This is a genomic window from Streptomyces scopuliridis RB72 (genome assembly GCF_000718095.1).
In the GTDB taxonomy this organism is placed as follows: Bacteria; Actinomycetota; Actinomycetes; order Streptomycetales; family Streptomycetaceae; genus Streptomyces; species Streptomyces scopuliridis.
In genome coordinates this window covers 280,759-297,571 of the sequence record NZ_JOEI01000005.1, presented here as the reverse complement: position 1 = coordinate 297,571, position 16,813 = coordinate 280,759, and the positions used below count along the sequence as shown (strand labels likewise).

General features: G+C 71.1%; 14 protein-coding genes and 1 pseudogene. 9 read left to right on the top strand and 6 right to left on the bottom strand.

Features of this window, described 5'->3' with window-relative positions; translation table 11 throughout:
• Positions 1-56: 56 nt before the first annotated feature.
• The 7 genes from IF11_RS0106720 (at position 57) to IF11_RS0106690 (ending at position 10,689) form a co-directional block, all read left to right on the top strand.
• Entirely contained in the window at positions 57-2,498 is a 2,442-nt protein-coding gene (locus tag IF11_RS0106720; RefSeq protein WP_030350513.1) for an ATP-binding SpoIIE family protein phosphatase, read from the top strand.
• A 95-nt stretch (positions 2,499-2,593) separates the two neighbouring features.
• Positions 2,594-3,313, top strand: coding sequence for a class I SAM-dependent methyltransferase (locus IF11_RS0106715; RefSeq protein ID WP_030350512.1), 720 nt, complete (start codon positions 2,594-2,596; stop codon positions 3,311-3,313).
• Positions 3,314-3,470: 157 nt separating this feature from the next.
• The gene (locus IF11_RS0106710; protein ID WP_030350511.1) at positions 3,471-5,516 is read left to right on the top strand and encodes an elongation factor G; all 2,046 of its coding nucleotides are present in this window, start codon (positions 3,471-3,473) and stop codon (positions 5,514-5,516) included.
• 44 nt (positions 5,517-5,560) lie between these two features.
• Positions 5,561-6,394, top strand: a complete 834-nt coding sequence (locus tag IF11_RS0106705) for a M55 family metallopeptidase (RefSeq protein ID WP_030350510.1) — start codon at positions 5,561-5,563, stop codon at positions 6,392-6,394.
• A 1-nt stretch (position 6,395) separates the two neighbouring features.
• Entirely contained in the window at positions 6,396-7,736 is a 1,341-nt protein-coding gene (locus IF11_RS0106700; RefSeq protein ID WP_420894637.1) for a M20/M25/M40 family metallo-hydrolase, read from the top strand.
• Between the two features lie 11 nt (positions 7,737-7,747).
• Positions 7,748-9,760 (top strand): S9 family peptidase, encoded by a 2,013-nt coding sequence (locus IF11_RS0106695; protein ID WP_030350508.1) that lies wholly within the window; start codon positions 7,748-7,750, stop codon positions 9,758-9,760.
• Positions 9,757-10,689, top strand: a complete 933-nt coding sequence (locus tag IF11_RS0106690; RefSeq protein WP_030350507.1) for a S66 peptidase family protein — start codon at positions 9,757-9,759, stop codon at positions 10,687-10,689. The genes IF11_RS0106695 and IF11_RS0106690 overlap by 4 nt, the downstream gene beginning before the upstream one ends.
• A gap of 37 nt (positions 10,690-10,726) precedes the next feature.
• Here IF11_RS0106690 and IF11_RS0106685 read toward each other — a convergent pair whose 3' ends face one another.
• Positions 10,727-12,559: an acyl-CoA dehydrogenase family protein gene (locus IF11_RS0106685; RefSeq protein ID WP_051745577.1), complete on the bottom strand. Its 1,833-nt coding sequence runs from the start codon at positions 12,557-12,559 to the stop codon at positions 10,727-10,729.
• 143 nt (positions 12,560-12,702) lie between these two features.
• Between IF11_RS0106685 and IF11_RS0106680 the strand changes: the two genes are divergently transcribed.
• Positions 12,703-13,266 carry a GNAT family N-acetyltransferase gene (locus tag IF11_RS0106680; protein WP_030350505.1) on the top strand — a complete coding sequence of 188 codons (564 nt, stop codon included), beginning with the start codon at positions 12,703-12,705 and terminating at the stop codon, positions 13,264-13,266.
• A gap of 31 nt (positions 13,267-13,297) precedes the next feature.
• On the opposite strand, the gene IF11_RS0106675 is transcribed toward IF11_RS0106680, so the two are convergent.
• Positions 13,298-13,633: a DUF6204 family protein gene (locus IF11_RS0106675; protein WP_030350504.1), complete on the bottom strand. Its 336-nt coding sequence runs from the start codon at positions 13,631-13,633 to the stop codon at positions 13,298-13,300.
• 166 nt (positions 13,634-13,799) lie between these two features.
• Here IF11_RS0106675 and IF11_RS0106670 point away from each other — a divergent pair.
• A pseudogene (locus IF11_RS0106670) lies at positions 13,800-13,976 on the top strand (arginase family protein); the annotation flags it as partial.
• Positions 13,977-13,989: 13 nt separating this feature from the next.
• On the opposite strand, the gene IF11_RS0106665 reads toward IF11_RS0106670, so the two are convergent.
• The 4 genes from IF11_RS0106665 to IF11_RS0106650 form a co-directional block, all read right to left on the bottom strand.
• The gene (locus IF11_RS0106665) at positions 13,990-14,352 is read right to left on the bottom strand and encodes a VOC family protein (RefSeq protein WP_030350502.1); all 363 of its coding nucleotides are present in this window, start codon (positions 14,350-14,352) and stop codon (positions 13,990-13,992) included.
• Between the two features lie 151 nt (positions 14,353-14,503).
• The gene (locus tag IF11_RS0106660; protein WP_030350501.1) at positions 14,504-15,313 is read right to left on the bottom strand and encodes a methyltransferase domain-containing protein; all 810 of its coding nucleotides are present in this window, start codon (positions 15,311-15,313) and stop codon (positions 14,504-14,506) included.
• An 89-nt stretch (positions 15,314-15,402) separates the two neighbouring features.
• Positions 15,403-16,230, bottom strand: coding sequence for a VOC family protein (locus IF11_RS0106655; protein ID WP_078490504.1), 828 nt, complete (start codon positions 16,228-16,230; stop codon positions 15,403-15,405).
• Between the two features lie 27 nt (positions 16,231-16,257).
• Positions 16,258-16,797 (bottom strand): GNAT family N-acetyltransferase, encoded by a 540-nt coding sequence (locus tag IF11_RS0106650; protein WP_030350499.1) that lies wholly within the window; start codon positions 16,795-16,797, stop codon positions 16,258-16,260.
• Positions 16,798-16,813 lie beyond the last annotated feature (16 nt).

The following is a 16,813-nucleotide window of genomic DNA, read 5'->3' as shown; positions in this document are numbered from 1 at the left end:
CGTACCGTGGAGGGCGGAGCCGCGGATCCTGGCGGCAGGGAAGGAGCCTCCCACCCATGGACAGTGGTGTTCCGCCGGGACCGTCGCGGCAGCGCCTCGCCGCGGCCGGCCGGATTCCGCTCGCCGTGGTCGTCGTCGACGGAGACGGTCTGGTCTCGCACTGGTCGACCGGCGCACGGAGACTTTTCGGCCATTCGAAGGACGAGGCGGTCGGTCAGCCGGCCACCGATTTGATGCCGGTCGCCGGTGCCCTCGCCGCGGAGGAACGCGGCGTGGCGCACGGCACGTACGACACCGGGGACGGGGGCGGACCGGAGCTGCACGGCCGCGGCTCCTACGCGACCGCGGGACGCGCGGCGCTCTCCGAGCGGGGCCGCGACCGGCTCGACGTGGTGTGGTGGGCGTATCCGCTGATCGGTCCGGGACCGGGGCGTCATCTCGTACTCGCCGCGGACGCGGCCCAGTTCAAGGGGGACGACGCGGACGGCAGGGCCGACACCCGGCGGATCTCCCCGGCCTTCGCCCTGCACACCGAGTTCCCGGACGCCGAGGTGCTGGCCCGGCGGCTGCCGGACATCCTGCCGAACATGGGCCCGGCCGAATCCAGTCGCATCGTCGCGCAGGTCCTCGAACTCGGCTATCCGGTCCTGGAGTTCAGCCATCACGACCGGGTGCCGGTCACCCCGGACTGGGGTGTGCCGAGGCGGCCCGCGGGCCGCGGCGGTCTGACGGATCCGGTGGACGAGGACGGGAATCCCCGGCGGCGGGCGGCGCCCCGTCCCGAACTGGACCTCGAATACGCGGCGGTGCGCGAGCGGCTGGAGTTCCTGAACGAGGTCAGCGGCCGGATCGGCTCGTCCCTCGATCTGGCCCGTACCATCCGCGAGGTCACCAGCGCGGCCGTGCCCCGCTTCACGGACTTCGCGGGTACGCATCTGCGCGCCGCCGTACTCGCCGGTGAGGGGTTCCCGGACGGACCGCCCGATGTGACCACTGTCTGGCACCGGGTCTGGGTCGAGCACAACGACGAACCGGGCCGCTGGGACGACACCGTGCCCGTCGGCGAGGCCATCGCCTTCCCCGAACACACCCCGTTCTTCCAGTGCATGGTCACCGGCGAGCCGGTGCTCATCCCGCGGCTCAGCGAGGAGGCCGGCGACCGTATCTCCGCCGAGTTCGAGAAGCGCGATCTGCGCCCCCTCATCAACCACCGGTCGATGCTGCTCGTCCCGCTGAAGGCGCGTGATGTGGTGCTCGGCTTCATGGTGCTGATGCGGCGGCCCGACCGGCAGCCGTTCGACGACATGGACCGTACGACCGGCGCGGAACTCGCCGCCCGCGCCGGGCTCGTACTCGACAACGCCCGGATGTACACGTACCAGGAGAATGTCGCCGAGACCCTCCAGGACAGCATGCTGCCGCAGGTCCCGCCGCACATGGCGGGGTGTGACATCGCCACCCGCTATCTGCCGGGCGCCCGGCTCGGCCGGATCGGCGGCGACTGGTTCGACGCCGTCAAACTGCCCGGTTCGCGCACCGCGCTGGTCGTCGGCGATGTGATGGGCCACGGGCTCAACTCGGCAGCGATGATGGGCCAGTTGCGCACCGCCGTACAGACCATGGCGACCATGGAGATGCCGCCTGCCCAACTGCTCCGCAATCTTGACGACTTGGCGCAGCGGCTCGGCGAACTGTATCTGGCGACCTGCCTGTACGCGGTGTACGACCCGATCAGGTCCGAGCTCCAGATCGCCAACGCCGGGCATATCCCGCCCGTGCTCGTCCACGCGGAGGACGGCAGGGCCGAGGTGCTCGATCTGCCGACCGGCGCCCCCATAGGGGTGGGCGGAGTCGCCTTCGAGACCGCGACCGTGAAGGTGGGGCCCGGCGACCGGCTGGTGCTCTGCACCGACGGTCTGGTCGAGGTGCGCGGGGCGGACATCGGGGACGGTCTGGCCGCGCTCTGCGCCTCGGCCGCGCACCCCGCCGCGTCGATGGACCACGCCTGCGACACCATCATCCGCGCGCTCAACACCCGTGAGGGGCGCAAGGACGATGTGGCGCTCCTGATGGCCCGGCTGAACGGCATCCCGGACAGGGACGTCGCGGAGTTCCACCTCGCGCTCGACCCGCGCGAGGTGGCCAGGGCCAGACGGCTGGTGCGCGGGCAGCTGCTCGACTGGGAGCTGCCGGCCGCGGTGGAGACGGCCCAGCTGATGGTCAGCGAACTGGTCACCAACGCCGTGAAGCACGCGCGGTCCCGGCGGGTCGGGCTGCGGCTGGTACGTACGGACGCGCTGCTGTGCGAGGTCATCGACGACGAACCGGCCCCCGCCGCCCTGCTGAACGCGGGCCGGGACGACGAGTTCGGGCGCGGACTGCGCGTGGTGAGCACCCTGGCGCGGGAGTGGGGCAGCAGCAGTTCGGCGGGCGGCAAGACGGTCTGGTTCGAACAGGCTCTGGCGCGAAAGGTACGGACGCGGTCGAACGGAAGCTGACAGAAGCATCCGCCCTCTTGTCCGCCGACCTGCGCGGACGGTAGTCCGGTCTTCCAGCGCTCGCCTTCGGCGGGCCGGAACAGGGGAGGCCGTATATGGACGTTTCGCAGCGTTACCGCGAGGCATGGGAAGGATTCTGGGCGGAGACCTCCGACACGCCCGGCGAGGCGATCTGGGACTCGGACCCGTCGCTCACCTCCGTACCGGACAGCGAACTGCTGCTGCCGTACGCCGACGCCACCCTGCCCGTGGTCGACCTCGGCTGTGGCAACGGCACCCAGACCCGCTATCTGGCCACCCGCTTCGCCCGGGCGATCGGGGTGGACCTCTCGCACGCGGCGATAGCGCACGCGCGGCGCGCCGACACCGGGAGGGCCGTGGAGTTCGAGCAGCTCAATCTGGTGGACCATGACGCGGTGCGCGCGCTCCGGGAGCGTACGGGCGACACCAACGTCTATATGCGCGCGGTCATCCACCAGAGCGAGCCCCAGGACCGGCCGGCCGTGGCGGGCGCGGTCGCGGAGCTGCTCGGGGAGCGCGGCCGGGCGTTCGTCGCCGAGCTGACCCCCGCCTCCAAGACGGTGCTACGGCAGGCGGCGGCGGGGCCGGACGGCCCGCCCGCGAAGCTGCGGCGGGTCTTCGACCACGGGCTCAGGCCGGCCGGCGCCGGGGACAAGGAGGTGCCCGAACTGCTGCGCGCGGCGGGGCTGCGGATCCTTGCGGACGGGGACACCGCGCTGGTCCAGACGGAACGGCTGCCGGACGGCACCCGTATCGATCTGCCGGCCCGGTGGTACATCCTCGCCCGCGACTGAACAGCAAGGCCCGAGCCGCCCCGGAAATGAGTTGCCGTCCGGGGCGGCTTCTGCTGTACTCCCCGCGACAGCCGATTGATCAAGGAGAAGATTATGCGCCGAGCGTCTATGCCCATCCAGAAGGTCACCACCGCCTATCTAGAGGACATGACGCTCCATGAGTACGTTGAACCTGGGAATTCTGGCGCATGTCGACGCCGGTAAGACAAGTCTGACCGAGCGGCTGCTCTTCACCGCCGGTGTCATCGACGAGATCGGAAGCGTCGATGACGGCAGCACCCAGACGGATTCCCTGACGCTGGAACGCCAGCGTGGCATCACCATCAAATCCGCGGTCGTCTCTTTCGTCGTCGGCGACACCACGGTCAATCTGATCGATACCCCCGGCCACCCGGATTTCATCGCCGAAGTGGAACGGGTCCTCGGCGTGCTCGACGGCGCCGTGCTGGTCATCTCCGCCGTCGAAGGAGTTCAGGCGCAGACCCGGGTGCTCATGCGCACGCTGCGGCGGCTGCGCATTCCCACCCTGATCTTCGTCAATAAGATCGACCGCACCGGCGCGCACGACGAACGCGTACTGCGTGGCATCTCCGAGAAGCTCTCCCCGTCGGTGATCGCGATGGGGGCGGCCACCGGCCTGGGCACGCGTGACGCCCTGCCCGTGCCGTACGGCGCCGGCGACGCCGCGTTCACCTCGGCACTCGCCGAGTTGCTCGCCGACCACGATGACGCCCTGCTGGCCGCGTACGTGGACGACGCGACGGCGCTCCCGTACCACCGGCTCCGCGAAGAGCTGGCCACCCAGACCGGACGGGCGCTCGTCCACCCGGTCTACCTCGGCTCGGCGATCACCGGCGCGGGCGTGGACGCGCTCATCGACGGGATCAGCGAGCTGCTGCCCAGGGCCGGGGGCGATCCCGAAGGGCCCGTCTCCGGCACCGTCTTCAAGATGGAGCGGGGACCCGCGGGCGAGAAGATCGCATACGTACGGATGTTCTCGGGCACGGTAAGAACGCGCGATCTGCTGCGATTCCACCGGACTACGGAGAACGACACGGCGGGCAATGCGGCGGGCGATACGGCGAACGAGGTACGGGAAGAGGAGGACAAGGTCACCGCGATCAGTGTGTTCGACCGCGGATCCGCCGTCCGGCGCGCGTCGGTCCCCGCCGGGCGCATCGGAAAGCTCTGGGGTCTGAGCGATATCCGGATCGGCGACGGGATCGGAATTCCGCGCACCACTCCCGCGGAGCGCCGGTTCTTCTCCCCGCCGACGCTGGAGACAGTCGTCGTTCCCCGCCGCGCCGCCGACAAGGGGACGCTGCATGCCGCGCTCACCCAACTCGCCGAACAGGACCCGCTGATCAATCTGCGGCAGGACCGGATTCGACGGGAAATCTCCGTCTCGCTCTACGGCGAGGTACAGAAAGAGGTCATCCAGGCGACGCTGCTGGATGAATTCGGGGTCGATGTCACCTTCCGCGAGACCACGACGATCTGTGTGGAGCGGCCCGCCGGCAGCGGAGCGGCCGTCGAGATCATGGGAAAGGAACCCAATCCCTTTCTCGCGACCGTCGGGCTGCGCGTCGATCCCGCCCCCGTCGGCGCGGGCGTGGAATTCCGGCTGGAGGTCGAGCTGGGGTCGATGCCGTACGCGTTCATGAAGGCCGTGGAGGACACCGTGAAGGAGTCGCTGCGGCAGGGGATCCACGGCTGGCAGGTCATCGACTGCGTCGTGACCATGACGCACTCCGGCTACGCGCCCCGGCAGAGCCACTCCCACGGCGTCTTCGACAAGAGCATGTCGAGCACGGGCAGCGACTTCCGCCATCTCACCCCGCTGGTGCTGATGAGCGCGCTGGAGCGGGCGGGCACCACGGTGTACGAGCCGATGCACCGCTTCCGGCTCGACCTTCCGGCGGACGCGCTCGGCGCCGTACTGCCCGTCCTGGGGCGGCTGCGCGCGGTCCCGCGCACCTCGGCGGCGAACGGCTCCTCGTATCTGCTGGAAGGGGAGATTCCGGCGGCGCGGGTACATGAGCTGGAACAGCGGCTGCCCACGCTGACCAGTGGTGAAGGTGTGCTCGAAGCATCCTTCGACCACTATGAAGCGGTGCGCGACACCATCCCGGCCCGGCCCAGAACGGACCACAATCCGCTCAACCGCAAGGAGTATCTGCTGCATGTCGTACGACGGGTGTAACGTCCCGCCGACGACCGCCCCTCCCCACGGAGAACGGAGTACCTGTGAAGATCCTCATCAGCGCCGACATGGAGGGCGCCACGGGGGTGACCTGGCCGGCCGATGTCCTGCCCGGCACGCCGCAGTGGGAACGCTGCCGCGCCCTGTTCACCTCCGATGTCAACGCCGCCGTGCTCGGCTTCCTCGACGGCGGGGCCGATGAGGTGCTGATCAACGAGGCGCACTGGTCCATGCGCAATCTGCTGCTGGAACGGCTGGACGAGCGCGCCGAGATGCTGACCGGCCGTCATAAGTCGCTGTCCATGGTCGAGGGCGTTCAGCACGGGGACGTCGACGGCATCGCCTTCGTCGGCTACCACACCGGCGCCGGTACGGAAGGCGTGCTCGCGCACACCTATCTCGCCAACTCCCTGACCGGCGTGTGGCTGAACGGCACCCGGGCCAGCGAGGGGCTGCTGAACGCGCGTGTGGCCGCGGAGTACGGGGTGCCCGTGGTGCTGGTCACCGGCGACGATCTGACCTGCGTGGACGCGGAGGGCTACGCGCCGGACGCCCGCAAGGTCGCCGTCAAGGACCATGTCTCGCGGTACGCGGCCGTCTGCCGGACCCCGGCCCGTACCGCCACCGACATCCACGCCGCCGCCAAGGAGGCCACCGCCCTCGCCGGACGGTACGAACCGGTCGCGGGCGGCCCGTTCACCGTGGAGATGGAGTTCGACGCCACGCATCTCTCCGATGTCGCCACGGTCGTACCGGGCGTGGCCCCCAGCGGGGAGCGCCGGGCCGCGTACACCAGCGGGACGATGTATGAGGCCATTCGTACCTTCAAAGCGGTCACGACGATCGTTTCGGCCGCCGTGGAGGAGCAGTATGGCTGACATGACACCCATCGACACCAGTGGTGCCCCCGATACGGCCGCGCTCGACGAGGTGGTCGCGTTCACCTCGGACCTCATCCGTATCGACACCACCAACCGGGGGAGCGGGGACTGCCGCGAGCGGCCGGCGGCCGAATACGTGGCGGAGCGGCTCGCGGACGCGGGGATCGAACCCACGCTGCTGGAGCGGACCCCCGGGCGCACCAATGTGGTGGCCAGGATCGAGGGCACCGACCCCTCGGCCGACGCGCTGCTCGTCCACGGCCATCTGGACGTGGTGCCCGCCGAGCCCGCCGACTGGACCGTGCACCCCTTCTCCGGCGAGGTCAGCGACGGGGTGGTGTGGGGGCGCGGCGCGGTCGACATGAAGAACATGGACGCGATGGTGCTGTCGGTCGTCCGCGCCTGGGCCAGGGACGGTATCCGGCCGCGCCGGGACATCGTGCTCGCCTACACCGCCGACGAGGAGGCCAGCGCCGAGGACGGCTCCGGATTCCTCGCCGACCGGCACCCGGAGCTGTTCGAGGGGTGTACGGAGGGCATCAGCGAATCCGGGGCCTTCACCTTCCACGCCGGGCACGGTATGGCGCTCTACCCGATCGCCGCCGGAGAGCGCGGCACGGGCTGGCTGAAGCTCACCGCCCACGGCAGGGCCGGGCACGGCTCCAAGGTGAACCACGCCAACGCGGTCAGCAGGCTCGCCGCCGCCGTCGCCAGGATCGGCAGCCACCCCTGGCCGGTCAGGCTCACCCCGACCGTACGGGCCGCCCTCGCCGAACTCGCCGCGCTCCACGGCATCGACACCGATGCCTATGCGGAGGACTTCGACACGGAGGGACTGCTCGGCAAGCTCGGCCCGGCCGCCGCACTGGTCGAGCCGACCATAAGGAACAGCGCCAACCCGACCGTCCTGGAAGCCGGTTACAAGGTCAATGTGATCCCGGGCCAGGCCACCGCCTATGTCGACGGGCGCATGGTGCCCGGCGGCGAGGAGGAGTTCCGTACCACCCTGGACCAGCTCACCGGACCGGATGTGGAATGGGAGTTCCACCACCGGGAGGTGGCCCTCCAGGCGCCGGTCGACTCGCCGACGTTCGCCAAACTGCGCGCCGCCGTCGAGCGCTTCGACCCGGCCGGCCATGTGGTGCCGTACTGCATGTCGGGCGGGACGGACGCCAAGCAGTTCTCCCGGCTCGGCATCACCGGCTACGGCTTCTCGCCGCTCAAGCTGCCTCCCGGCTTCGACTACCAGGCGCTCTTCCACGGCGTGGACGAGCGGGTGCCCGTCTCGGCGCTGCACTTCGGCGTCCGTGTCCTCGACCACTATCTGAAGTCCGCTTAGGAGCGTGGCTCATGCTGTCCATGGGGGCCTACGGAACGTGGCCGTCACCGATCGACGCGGCGCTGGCCGCCTCGCACGACGGGCGCCCCGAGTATGTGGGGGTCGTCGGCGACGAGGTGTGGTGGACGGAGCCGCGCCCCGCCGAGGCCGGCCGGCGCGCGCTCGTACGGCGACGGGCCGACGGCCACGAGGAGTCGCCGCTGCCGGCCCCGTGGAACGTCCGCAGCCGGGTCATCGAGTACGGCGGGGTGCCCTGGGCCGGCGCCGCCCGCCCCGACGGCGGCCCGCTCGTCGTCTTCGTCCACTTCCCCGACCAGCGGCTGTACGCGTACGAGCCGGACGGCGGCGGTGAACCCCGGCCGCTCACCCCGGTGTCAGCGACCGGCGGCGGACTGCGCTGGGCCGATCCGCGGCTCCTCCTCGACCGCGGTGAAGTCTGGTGCGTGCTGGAGGAGTTCACCGGCGAGGCGCCCACCGACGTACGGCGGGTGATCGCGGCCGTGCCGCTCGACGGCTCGGCCGCCGAGGACCGTACGGCCGTACGGGAGCTCTCCGACGACCGGCACCGCTTCGTCACCGGTCCCCGGCTCTCGCCCGACGGGCGCCGGGCCGCCTGGATCGCCTGGGACCACCCGCGGATGCCCTGGGACGGCACGGAGGTGATACTCGGCGAGGTGCCGGAGAGCGGCCCCTTCACCGGCGTCAGGGCCGTTGCCGGAGGCACCGACGAATCGGTCGCGCAGGTCGACTGGGCGCCGGACGGCTCGCTGCTCCTCGTCTCCGACGCCGGCGGCTGGTGGGAGATCCAGCGCGTCCGCCCCGAGGCCCTGGGCCGGAAGGGAGCCGCCGGTGTCATCCCGAGCACCAGCCTCTGCCCCGGTCGCGGGGAGGAGTTCGGCGGACCGCTCTGGAAGATCGGCCTCCAGTGGTTCCACCCCATGGAGAACGGGCTGATCGCCGTCATCCACGGCAAGGGCTCCACCGCGCTCGGCGTGCTCGACCCCGTGACCGGCGAAGTGGTGGACGCCGCCGGACCCTGGACCGAGTGGGCCGCCACCCTCGCCGTCCAGGGCGACCGCGTGATCGGCGTCGCGGCCAGTCCGCGCAGCGCGTACGAGATCGTGGAGCTGGACACCGGCACGGGACACGCCCGGGTGATCGGCGCGGCGCACCAGGACCCGGTGGACCCCGCCTACTACCCGGAGCCCCGGATCCGTACCTTCACCGGGCCCGACAACCGCGAGATCCACGCCCATATCTATCCGCCGCACAGCCCCGACCACAGCGCGCCCCACGAAGAACTACCGCCCTATGTGGTGTGGGCCCATGGCGGACCCACCGGCCATGCCCCGCTCGTCCTCGATCTGGAGATCGCCTACTTCACCTCGCGCGGCATCGGCGTCGCCGAGGTCAACTACGGCGGCTCCACCGGCTACGGCCGGGCCTACCGCGACCGGCTGCGCGAGCAGTGGGGCGTGGTCGATGTGGAGGACTGCGCGGCCGTCGCCTCCGCGCTCGCCGCCGAGGGCACCGCCGACCCGGCCAGACTCGCCGTACGCGGCGGCAGCGCGGGCGGCTGGACCACCGCCGTCTCGCTCACCTCCACCGATGTCTACGCCTGCGGCACCATCAGCTATCCGATCCTCGATCTGCTGGGCTGGGCCACCGACGAGACCCATGACTTCGAGTCCCAGTACCTCGAATCGCTGGTCGGCCCGCTCGCCGAGGTCCCCGGCCGCTACCGGGACCGCTCGCCGGTGCACCACGCGGACCGCGTCAGCGCGCCGTTCCTGCTGTTGCAGGGGCTCGACGATGTGATCTGTCCGCCCGCGCAGTGCGAACGGTTCCTGGAGCGGATGGCCGGCCGCGGCGTACCGCACGCGTATCTCGCCTTCGAGGGCGAGGGCCACGGCTTCCGAAGGGCCGACACGATGGTGAGCGCGCTGGAGGCCGAACTGTCCCTGTACGCACAGACCTTCGGCATTGACCGTACCGACATCGCCCGGCTGGAGTTCCGCAGATGACGCTCACTCCACTGACCCGGCCCGCGCGACTGCGGCCCGGGGCCCGGGTCGCCGTCGTGGCGCCCAGCGGCCCCGTGCCCGCCGAACGGCTCGAAGCCGGGCTGGACATCCTGCGCGGCTGGGACCTCGATCCCGTCGTCGCGCCGCATGTGCTGGACGTCCATCCCCGGCTCGACTATCTCGCCGGGACGGACAAGGACCGCGCCCGCGACCTCCAGGAGGCCTGGTGCGACCCGGCCGTCTCCGCCGTGCTCTGCGCCCGGGGCGGCTACGGAGTCCAGCGCATGGCCGGTCTGCTCGACTGGACCGCGATGCGGGCCGCGGGCCCCAAGGTCTTCGTCGGCTACAGCGACATCACCGCGCTGCACGAGGCGTTCGCCCAGAGGCTCGGCCTGGTCACCCTGCACGGTCCGATGACCGCCGCGATGACCTTCCTCAAGGACTCCGGGACGCAGGAGTCGCTGCGCGCCACGCTCTTCGAGCCCGAGTCGGTGCGCACCCTCGGCCAGGACACCGCCCGGGGGCTGGTCCCCGGCCGCGCCTCGGGCGTCACCCTCGGCGGCTGCGTCAGCCTGCTCGCCGCCGAACTCGGCACCCCGTACGCGCGCCCCTCGGCGGCGGGCGGGCTGCTGCTGATCGAGGACGTCGGCGAGGAGCCGTACCGTCTCGACCGTATCCTCACCCAACTGCTGCGCTCCGGCCGGCTGGACGGCGTCGCGGGGATCGGCCTCGGCTCCTGGGCGGAGTGCGGACCGTACGAGGACGTCAGGACCCTGCTCCTCGACCGGCTCGGCGGGCTGGGCGTACCGGTCGTGGAGGAACTGGGCTTCGGGCACGGCGAGTCGAACCTGACCGTACCGCTGGGCGTGCCCGCCGTACTGGACGCGGAGAGCGCCACCCTCACCCTGGATGTGCCCGCCCTCGTCTGAACGGGAGGGCCGGTCCGGGGTGAGGGTGGGGCGCCACTCAGCCCCTGTGGCCTTCCGGAACGCGGCCCATGGCCTCCGGATGGCTGATCGGGTGGTCGAGCAGGACCTCCTCGGCGATGGCGAAGCCGCGGGTGAGCGCCGGGGCGTGGGGAGCCAGCTCGACGACGGCGTCCTCCGCCAGGTCGGGGAGCTGCCTCACCTGGCCGGCGGTCAGCCGCCCTTCGGCCAGCAGATCCCCGCTGTGGGCGGCGATACGGCGCAGCGCGAAGAGCCGGTGCAGCGTGTGCAGGAGATGCCGCGCCCCCGGCCCGTCGGCCTCCTCGGCGGCGGTCAGCAGCGCCTCGGCGGCCCGGCGGTGGGCGTGCGCGTCGACCAGTTCGAGGGCGGGTGTGACCGTCGCGTTCCACCGGTTGAGCGGATTGCCGGCCTTGCCGCCGCGCAGCCGCGTGCGGGCCCGCTGGTGCCAGACGCTCTCGATGTCCGTCAGGAGGTCCTGGAGGAAGGCAGGATCGGTGAGAGCCCGGTCCCCGGGCGCGAGGGCGCTCGGCTCCTTCGGGGTGAAGTGTCCGAGAAGCATCTCCCCGGCCGCCTTGACCCAGATGACAAGGTTGTCACCTTCCGCGGTGATGGTGCCCTCATTGGCCGTCAGCTGGCCGGCGATGCCGTTGGCGAGGAACAGCCCCTGGGCGCCGCACCGTTCGCGGCACTCCGTCATGACGGCGCGGGCCCGCCAGGTGATCCAGCCCTTGGCGACGGCCGCCAGACGCTCGCCGTCCTCGCGCTCCGCCTCCGTCGACTCGGTCCACTGCCGCACGGCCGTCCGGTGCAGCAGCGTCGCGGCGTAGGTGGTGGCCAGGGCGTCGAGCAGCGGGGTGTGATGGCTGCGATGGGCGAACAGCGGCACGCTCCCCCCGGCGGTGACACCGGAGGTGTGCCGGGTGTGGGCATGGCGTACGGCGACGGCCAGCGCGTGGCGGGTGACCCCGAGGCTGTAGGCGCTCATGCACAGCTTGCCGGCGGTGACCCGGCCTATGGATTGCAGGAAACGCTTGCGGGGGCTGCCGATCGCGCTGGTGAAGACGCCGTCCCGGGTGAGCCGTCCATGACCGGACTGGAGGAGCGCCTCATGGGGCAGCCGGACGTTCTCGAAGGAGGTGACGCAGTGGTCCACCGGGCTGGTGGCCGTCTGCGGCAGTCTGCGTATCTCCACTCCCGGCAGCGGGCCTCCGGTGTCGTCGCTGAGCGGGGTGAGGAAGAGGAAGACGCCCCGGTCCTTGCCGTCCGTGATCAGCCGGGCCGCCACGACACCGGTCTTGGGGCCGCCGGTGGAGCTGGTGTTCGGCATGAACTTGCCCGCGGTCGGCGACGGCGTGTGGAGGACGAAGCCGCCGGTCGCCGGGTCGAAGGTGGCTATGGTCTCCAACTGGGAGGCGCTGTTGCCGTGTCCGGCCTCGGTGCACAGGAACGTACCGGTACGCCGCAATTCGGTGAAGGCGCGCAGATCACGCTCTCCGTCGGCTCTGTGGTCGAGAAGACTGCCGAGGAAGAGGTTGTAGTGAATGCTCGCGACTGTCGCTAATCCCGCGTCCACCGGGCCCGCCCACTCGTGGAGCGCGCTGAGCCGTTCCACGTCGACGACGAGTTCCTCGGGGCTGTCGATCGCGTCATTGACGAGCCGCAGCCGCTCGTAGGACAGCGCGGCACGCTCCTGCGGTGTCAGCCCCTCGCGATAGCGGAACGGCCCGGTACTGAAAAGTTTGCGCCAGGGCTGGTGGATCTCTTCGAACCGTTCGCCGAAGAGGGCCCGGGTCAGCGCCGGGGCTGCCGGGGAGTCCTGGACAGGAGGAAGCGGAGAAGGGGAAGTCACCATAGTCACAGGGCGGAACGCTAACCCAGCTATCAGTCACGCCCGGTGTGATGATCAACACGCATGACGGGTGATCCGGAAACGTTTGGCGGACCGGCTTCCGAGCCACCATGATCGGCCGTACGAAGATCACGTAGGCTGACGCGATGCCCGACCTTCCCGAGCGGCGAGGACCCGTACTCGCCGAAGGCTCCCGCACGTTCGTACGCGGCTACCGCCCCGAGGACGCCGACGAGTTCACGTCGCGTGTCCGCGAGAGCCGGCGGCTGCACAGACCCTGGCTGTTCCCGCCCGCCGACGCGGAGGCGTACGCCGGCCATGCGGGCCGGTTCATCGAGGATCCCAGCAGGGAGGGCTATCTCGTCTGTGCCCGCGAGGACGGCGGGATCGCGGGCTTCGTCCATATCAACAACATCGTCCACGGCGCCTTCCGGTGCGGCGCGCTCGGTTACGGCGCCTTCGCGCACGCCGCGGGCCGGGGCCTGATGACGGAAGGGCTCGGGCTGGTCGTACGGCACGCGTTCGGCCCGCTGGGGCTGCACCGGCTGGAGGCCAATGTGCAGCCCACGAACATCGCGTCCCTCGCCCTCGTCCGGCGCGTGGGCTTCCGGCTGGAGGGCTACTCGCCGGACTTCCTCCATATCGACGGCGCGTGGCGCGACCACGAACGCTGGGCGATCACCGCGGAGATGGTGGACCGGGACGGCTGAACGCCCGTGGACCTCCGCGACGGCGCGCCGCTCAGCGGCCTTTGCGGTTGATCTTCATGGTGTCCATGTCGGTCACCGTGGACCGCAGTTCGCCATGGCCGCAGCCCAGGGCCTTCAGCGCCGTCTCCGCGCGGTCCTCGGCGAGCGCGCCCGCCATCTCCTCGCCGTCCGCCGCGTCGGAGACCACCACGTAGCGGTAGCTGAAGTGCTTCAGCGTCGTGTCGTACGTGAGCGAGCCCTCCGGGGTGAACCGCATCTGCGTCAGACCGTGCTGGTCGGCCTCCGCGAGCAGCCGGGCGCGGTCGTCGTCCGTCAGCCCGTCCCATGTGCCGCGCACGATCACCCGGTAGGTGTGCTGAGTGGTCATCCCGCTGCCCGCCCTCTTCCGTTCCCGCTGGTCCGCGAAGTCATGTGGTCCGCGAAGTCATATGAGGATGCAGCCTACGGCGATGAGGATGGTTCGCATGCGGAATATCGTGGTGATCGACGCGCCCTCCAACCTGGGGCTCCGGCCCCCCGCCCCCGGCGTGGCCCTGATGCCGGACGAACTCGCCGTACTGCCGCGGGCGTTGGTGCGCTCCGAGCGGTGCGTCGGTCTCAACGTGACCCTCTACGACCCAGACCTCGACCCGGACGGGACGGCGGGGGCGCTGCTCGCCGATCTGGTGGTGGGGGCCTTCATGGACGAAGGCCCCCCGGCCGCCGGCTGACCGGCCCGGGTGATCAGCCCGGTGTCGGGACGGCTTTGCGGTCGACGTACTCGAAGACCGAACCGTCGGGGTGCAGGGCGATCACATTGCGCCCCGCCGGCGTCGGCACCGGGCCCGCGACGATACGCGCCCCTACGCCGGTGAGGACGGTGATCGCCTCGTCGACGTCCTTGACGGCGATCGTGGCCGTGACCTTGCGCAGGACATCGATTTCCGACGCGGGGCCGCTCATGAGGAGGAAGCAGCCGACGGCGGCGACGGAGACCCCACCGCGCTCGAAGCGGAGCGCGGGGCTACCGGTGAGGCGTTCGTAGAACACCACCGAGGTCTCCAGGTCGTCGACGCAGATGCGCAACGTGGTTCCCAGGATTTCCATGCGCACCAGGGTAGTTGGCCGCGCCGGGACACGTGATCGATTCGGGCGGCCGGGAGCGCGCCCGTGCGCGGCGGGCTCGTACGTACCGTGCTCGTACGTACCGGGCTCGTACGTGCCGGCCTCGTACGTACCGTGCTCGTACGCACCGGGTTCAGACCTGGCAGAGGATTTCCCCGTGCGGGACCATGAACCAGCCGTCCTCGGCGGCGCCCCACTCCCGCCACGCCTCGGCGATCTCGTCCAGCCCCTCCGGTGTCGTATGGCCGCCGCCGACCGCCAGACCGGCGTAGCCCGAGGCGGTCGTGCGGTCCGCCCACAGACCGCTCCACCAGGCGCGCTCGTCGGGGGTGGCGAAGCACCAGGTGGTGGCGGTCGAGGTGATGCCGGTGAAGCCGGCCTGCCGCGCCCAGGACAGCAGCCGTCGCCCGGCGTCCGGCTCCCCGCCGTTGGCGCGCGCCACCCGGCGGTACAGCTCCTGCCAGCCGTCCAGCGCCGGTACGCCGGGGAACCAGGTGAAGGCGCCGTAGTCCGCGTCGCGCGCCGCGACGACCCCGCCGGGCCGGCACACCCGGCGCAGCTCGCGCAGGGCCTGTACGGGATCGCCCACATGCTGGAGGACCTGATGGGCGTGGACGATGTCGAAGGAGTCGTCGGGGAAGTCCAGTGCGTGGACATCGGCGACCGTGAAGCGGACGTTGTCCGCACCGGCGGAGGCCACCGCCTCCCGCGCCCTGTCGAGGACGCCCTCGGCGGCGTCGACGGCCGTGACCGTGCCCGGGGCGACGAGCGCGGCCAGGTCGGCGGTGATGGTCCCGGGGCCGCAGCCGACATCCAGCAGGTCCTGGCCGGGACGCAGTTCGGCGAGGAGGTACGCCGCGGAGTTGGCGGCGGTGCGCCAGCGGTGCGAGCGCAGCACCGACTCGTGGTGCCCGTGGGTGTAGACCGCGGTCTCCTTCGGCATGGCGGAACTCCCTCTCGTGTCGTGGTCCGGCCACGGTACGCCGCTATGTCGCATGATGAGACCAGCGTCTTGCTATATGGACGCGGCGCTCAGGTCCGCGCCGGTCCGGTGACCGACGACTTCACCGGCCGTACCGCGAGTCCGTCGATCACCGTCGTCGGCGGGCTGCCCCCGGAGAGCAGCAGGGCGGTGATCGCGTCGGCGGGGCCCTCGGTGAAGTGCACCTGGCCGAGCGGCAGCGGCACCACCGTGGGCGATGCCCCGGGCGGGATGCCGAGCAGCTCGCCCAGCCAGTCCGCCGAGGCGCGCGGATCGGGGGTCTCGATCAGGATCCCGGCGAGGTCGTGCGGCCCCCGGTTGACCCGGCCCGCGCTGTACTTGGCCAGAATCGTCTGCCGGTCGGGCTCGTAGGTCACGAAGAACGGCGCCCAGGGCGGGCCGTCCGTCAGGAGCGCCTCGCGGAACGAGACGGGGGAGCCCTCGCGGGCGAAGGTCAGCAGCTCCACCCCGTGCCCTCGCGCGCGCAGCCGCTCCGCCGTGGTGCCCGCATCGGTGACATGGACGCAGAAGGCGAGCGCGCCGCCGCCGCGCGCGACGAGCGCGTCGGCCCGGGGCTGCCGGCCCCTCATGGCCCTGCCGTAGGGCGAGTCGAGGAAGACCAGGCGGTTGACGATGCTCGACAGCTCGATATAGCGGGTGTCCAGCCGCCAGGCGCCGTTGCGGTACCCGAGATACTCCGGGTTGGCGTGGGCGTGCAGTCCGGCTTCGGTGTAGCCGCGGACGGTGGACTCGACGTCCGGTACGCAGTGCACCAGATGGTCGAACTCCGCTTGCTCGGACTCCGGTCGGCCGAAGCCCGGTCGCGCGAAACCTGAGTGCTCGAACTCCGGTGATTCCGTGGCGGGTTGTACGCTCAAGATACCTCCCAGGTCGGTTAGGCGAGCCTAACCTTTCCATGCCTCCCGGGTGAGCTCATAGGCCACATCGCCCTGTTCCGATCCCTCGATCGTCTCGGGCCACTCCTCGAAGAACGTACGGACGTAGGTCAGCCCCGCCTTCTCCAGCACGCGCCGCGAGGCCGTGTTGACCGTCATGGTCTGCGCGGTCACCCGCTCCGTGCCGAGGTCGGTGAACGCCGCGCGGACCAAGGCGCGGGCCCCCTCGGTGGCGTACCCGTGCCCCCATGCCGCCCGGCGCAGCCGGTACCCCAACTCGACGACCCGCCAGCCCTGTTCGCTCTCCGGCTCCAGACAGAACCACCCCAGCCACGCGCCCGTGGATCTCTCCTCGGCGGCCCAGAAGCCGCGCCCGAGCAGGCGGCGGAGCGTCTCGGTCCGTACCGTCTCACGCGTAACCGGCCGGCCGCCGTCGATGAACCGCCGTACGCCGGGGTCATTGTCGAGGGTGACCACCCGGTCGAGGTCGTCCTCGGTCAGTGAACGCAGCCGCAGCCGCGGGGTCTCCAGGAAGTAGCGCGTGTCCATGGCATGATCCTCGGCC

Excerpts from the sequence above, each read along its gene's own strand:
- IF11_RS0106720 (WP_030350513.1), top strand. The coding sequence starts at position 57 with ATGGACAGTGGTGTTCCGCCGGGACCGTCGCGGCAGCGCCTCGCCGCG.
- IF11_RS0106715 (WP_030350512.1), top strand. The coding sequence starts at position 2,594 with ATGGACGTTTCGCAGCGTTACCGCGAGGCATGGGAAGGATTCTGGGCG.
- IF11_RS0106710 (WP_030350511.1), top strand. The coding sequence starts at position 3,471 with ATGAGTACGTTGAACCTGGGAATTCTGGCGCATGTCGACGCCGGTAAG.
- IF11_RS0106700 (WP_420894637.1), top strand. The coding sequence starts at position 6,396 with ATGACACCCATCGACACCAGTGGTGCCCCCGATACGGCCGCGCTCGAC.
- IF11_RS0106695 (WP_030350508.1), top strand. The coding sequence starts at position 7,748 with ATGCTGTCCATGGGGGCCTACGGAACGTGGCCGTCACCGATCGACGCG.
- IF11_RS0106690 (WP_030350507.1), top strand. The coding sequence starts at position 9,757 with ATGACGCTCACTCCACTGACCCGGCCCGCGCGACTGCGGCCCGGGGCC.
- IF11_RS0106685 (WP_051745577.1), bottom strand. The coding sequence starts at position 12,559 with ATGGTGACTTCCCCTTCTCCGCTTCCTCCTGTCCAGGACTCCCCGGCA.
- IF11_RS0106680 (WP_030350505.1), top strand. The coding sequence starts at position 12,703 with ATGCCCGACCTTCCCGAGCGGCGAGGACCCGTACTCGCCGAAGGCTCC.
- IF11_RS0106675 (WP_030350504.1), bottom strand. The coding sequence starts at position 13,633 with ATGACCACTCAGCACACCTACCGGGTGATCGTGCGCGGCACATGGGAC.
- IF11_RS0106665 (WP_030350502.1), bottom strand. The coding sequence starts at position 14,352 with ATGGAAATCCTGGGAACCACGTTGCGCATCTGCGTCGACGACCTGGAG.
- IF11_RS0106660 (WP_030350501.1), bottom strand. The coding sequence starts at position 15,313 with ATGCCGAAGGAGACCGCGGTCTACACCCACGGGCACCACGAGTCGGTG.
- IF11_RS0106650 (WP_030350499.1), bottom strand. The coding sequence starts at position 16,797 with ATGGACACGCGCTACTTCCTGGAGACCCCGCGGCTGCGGCTGCGTTCA.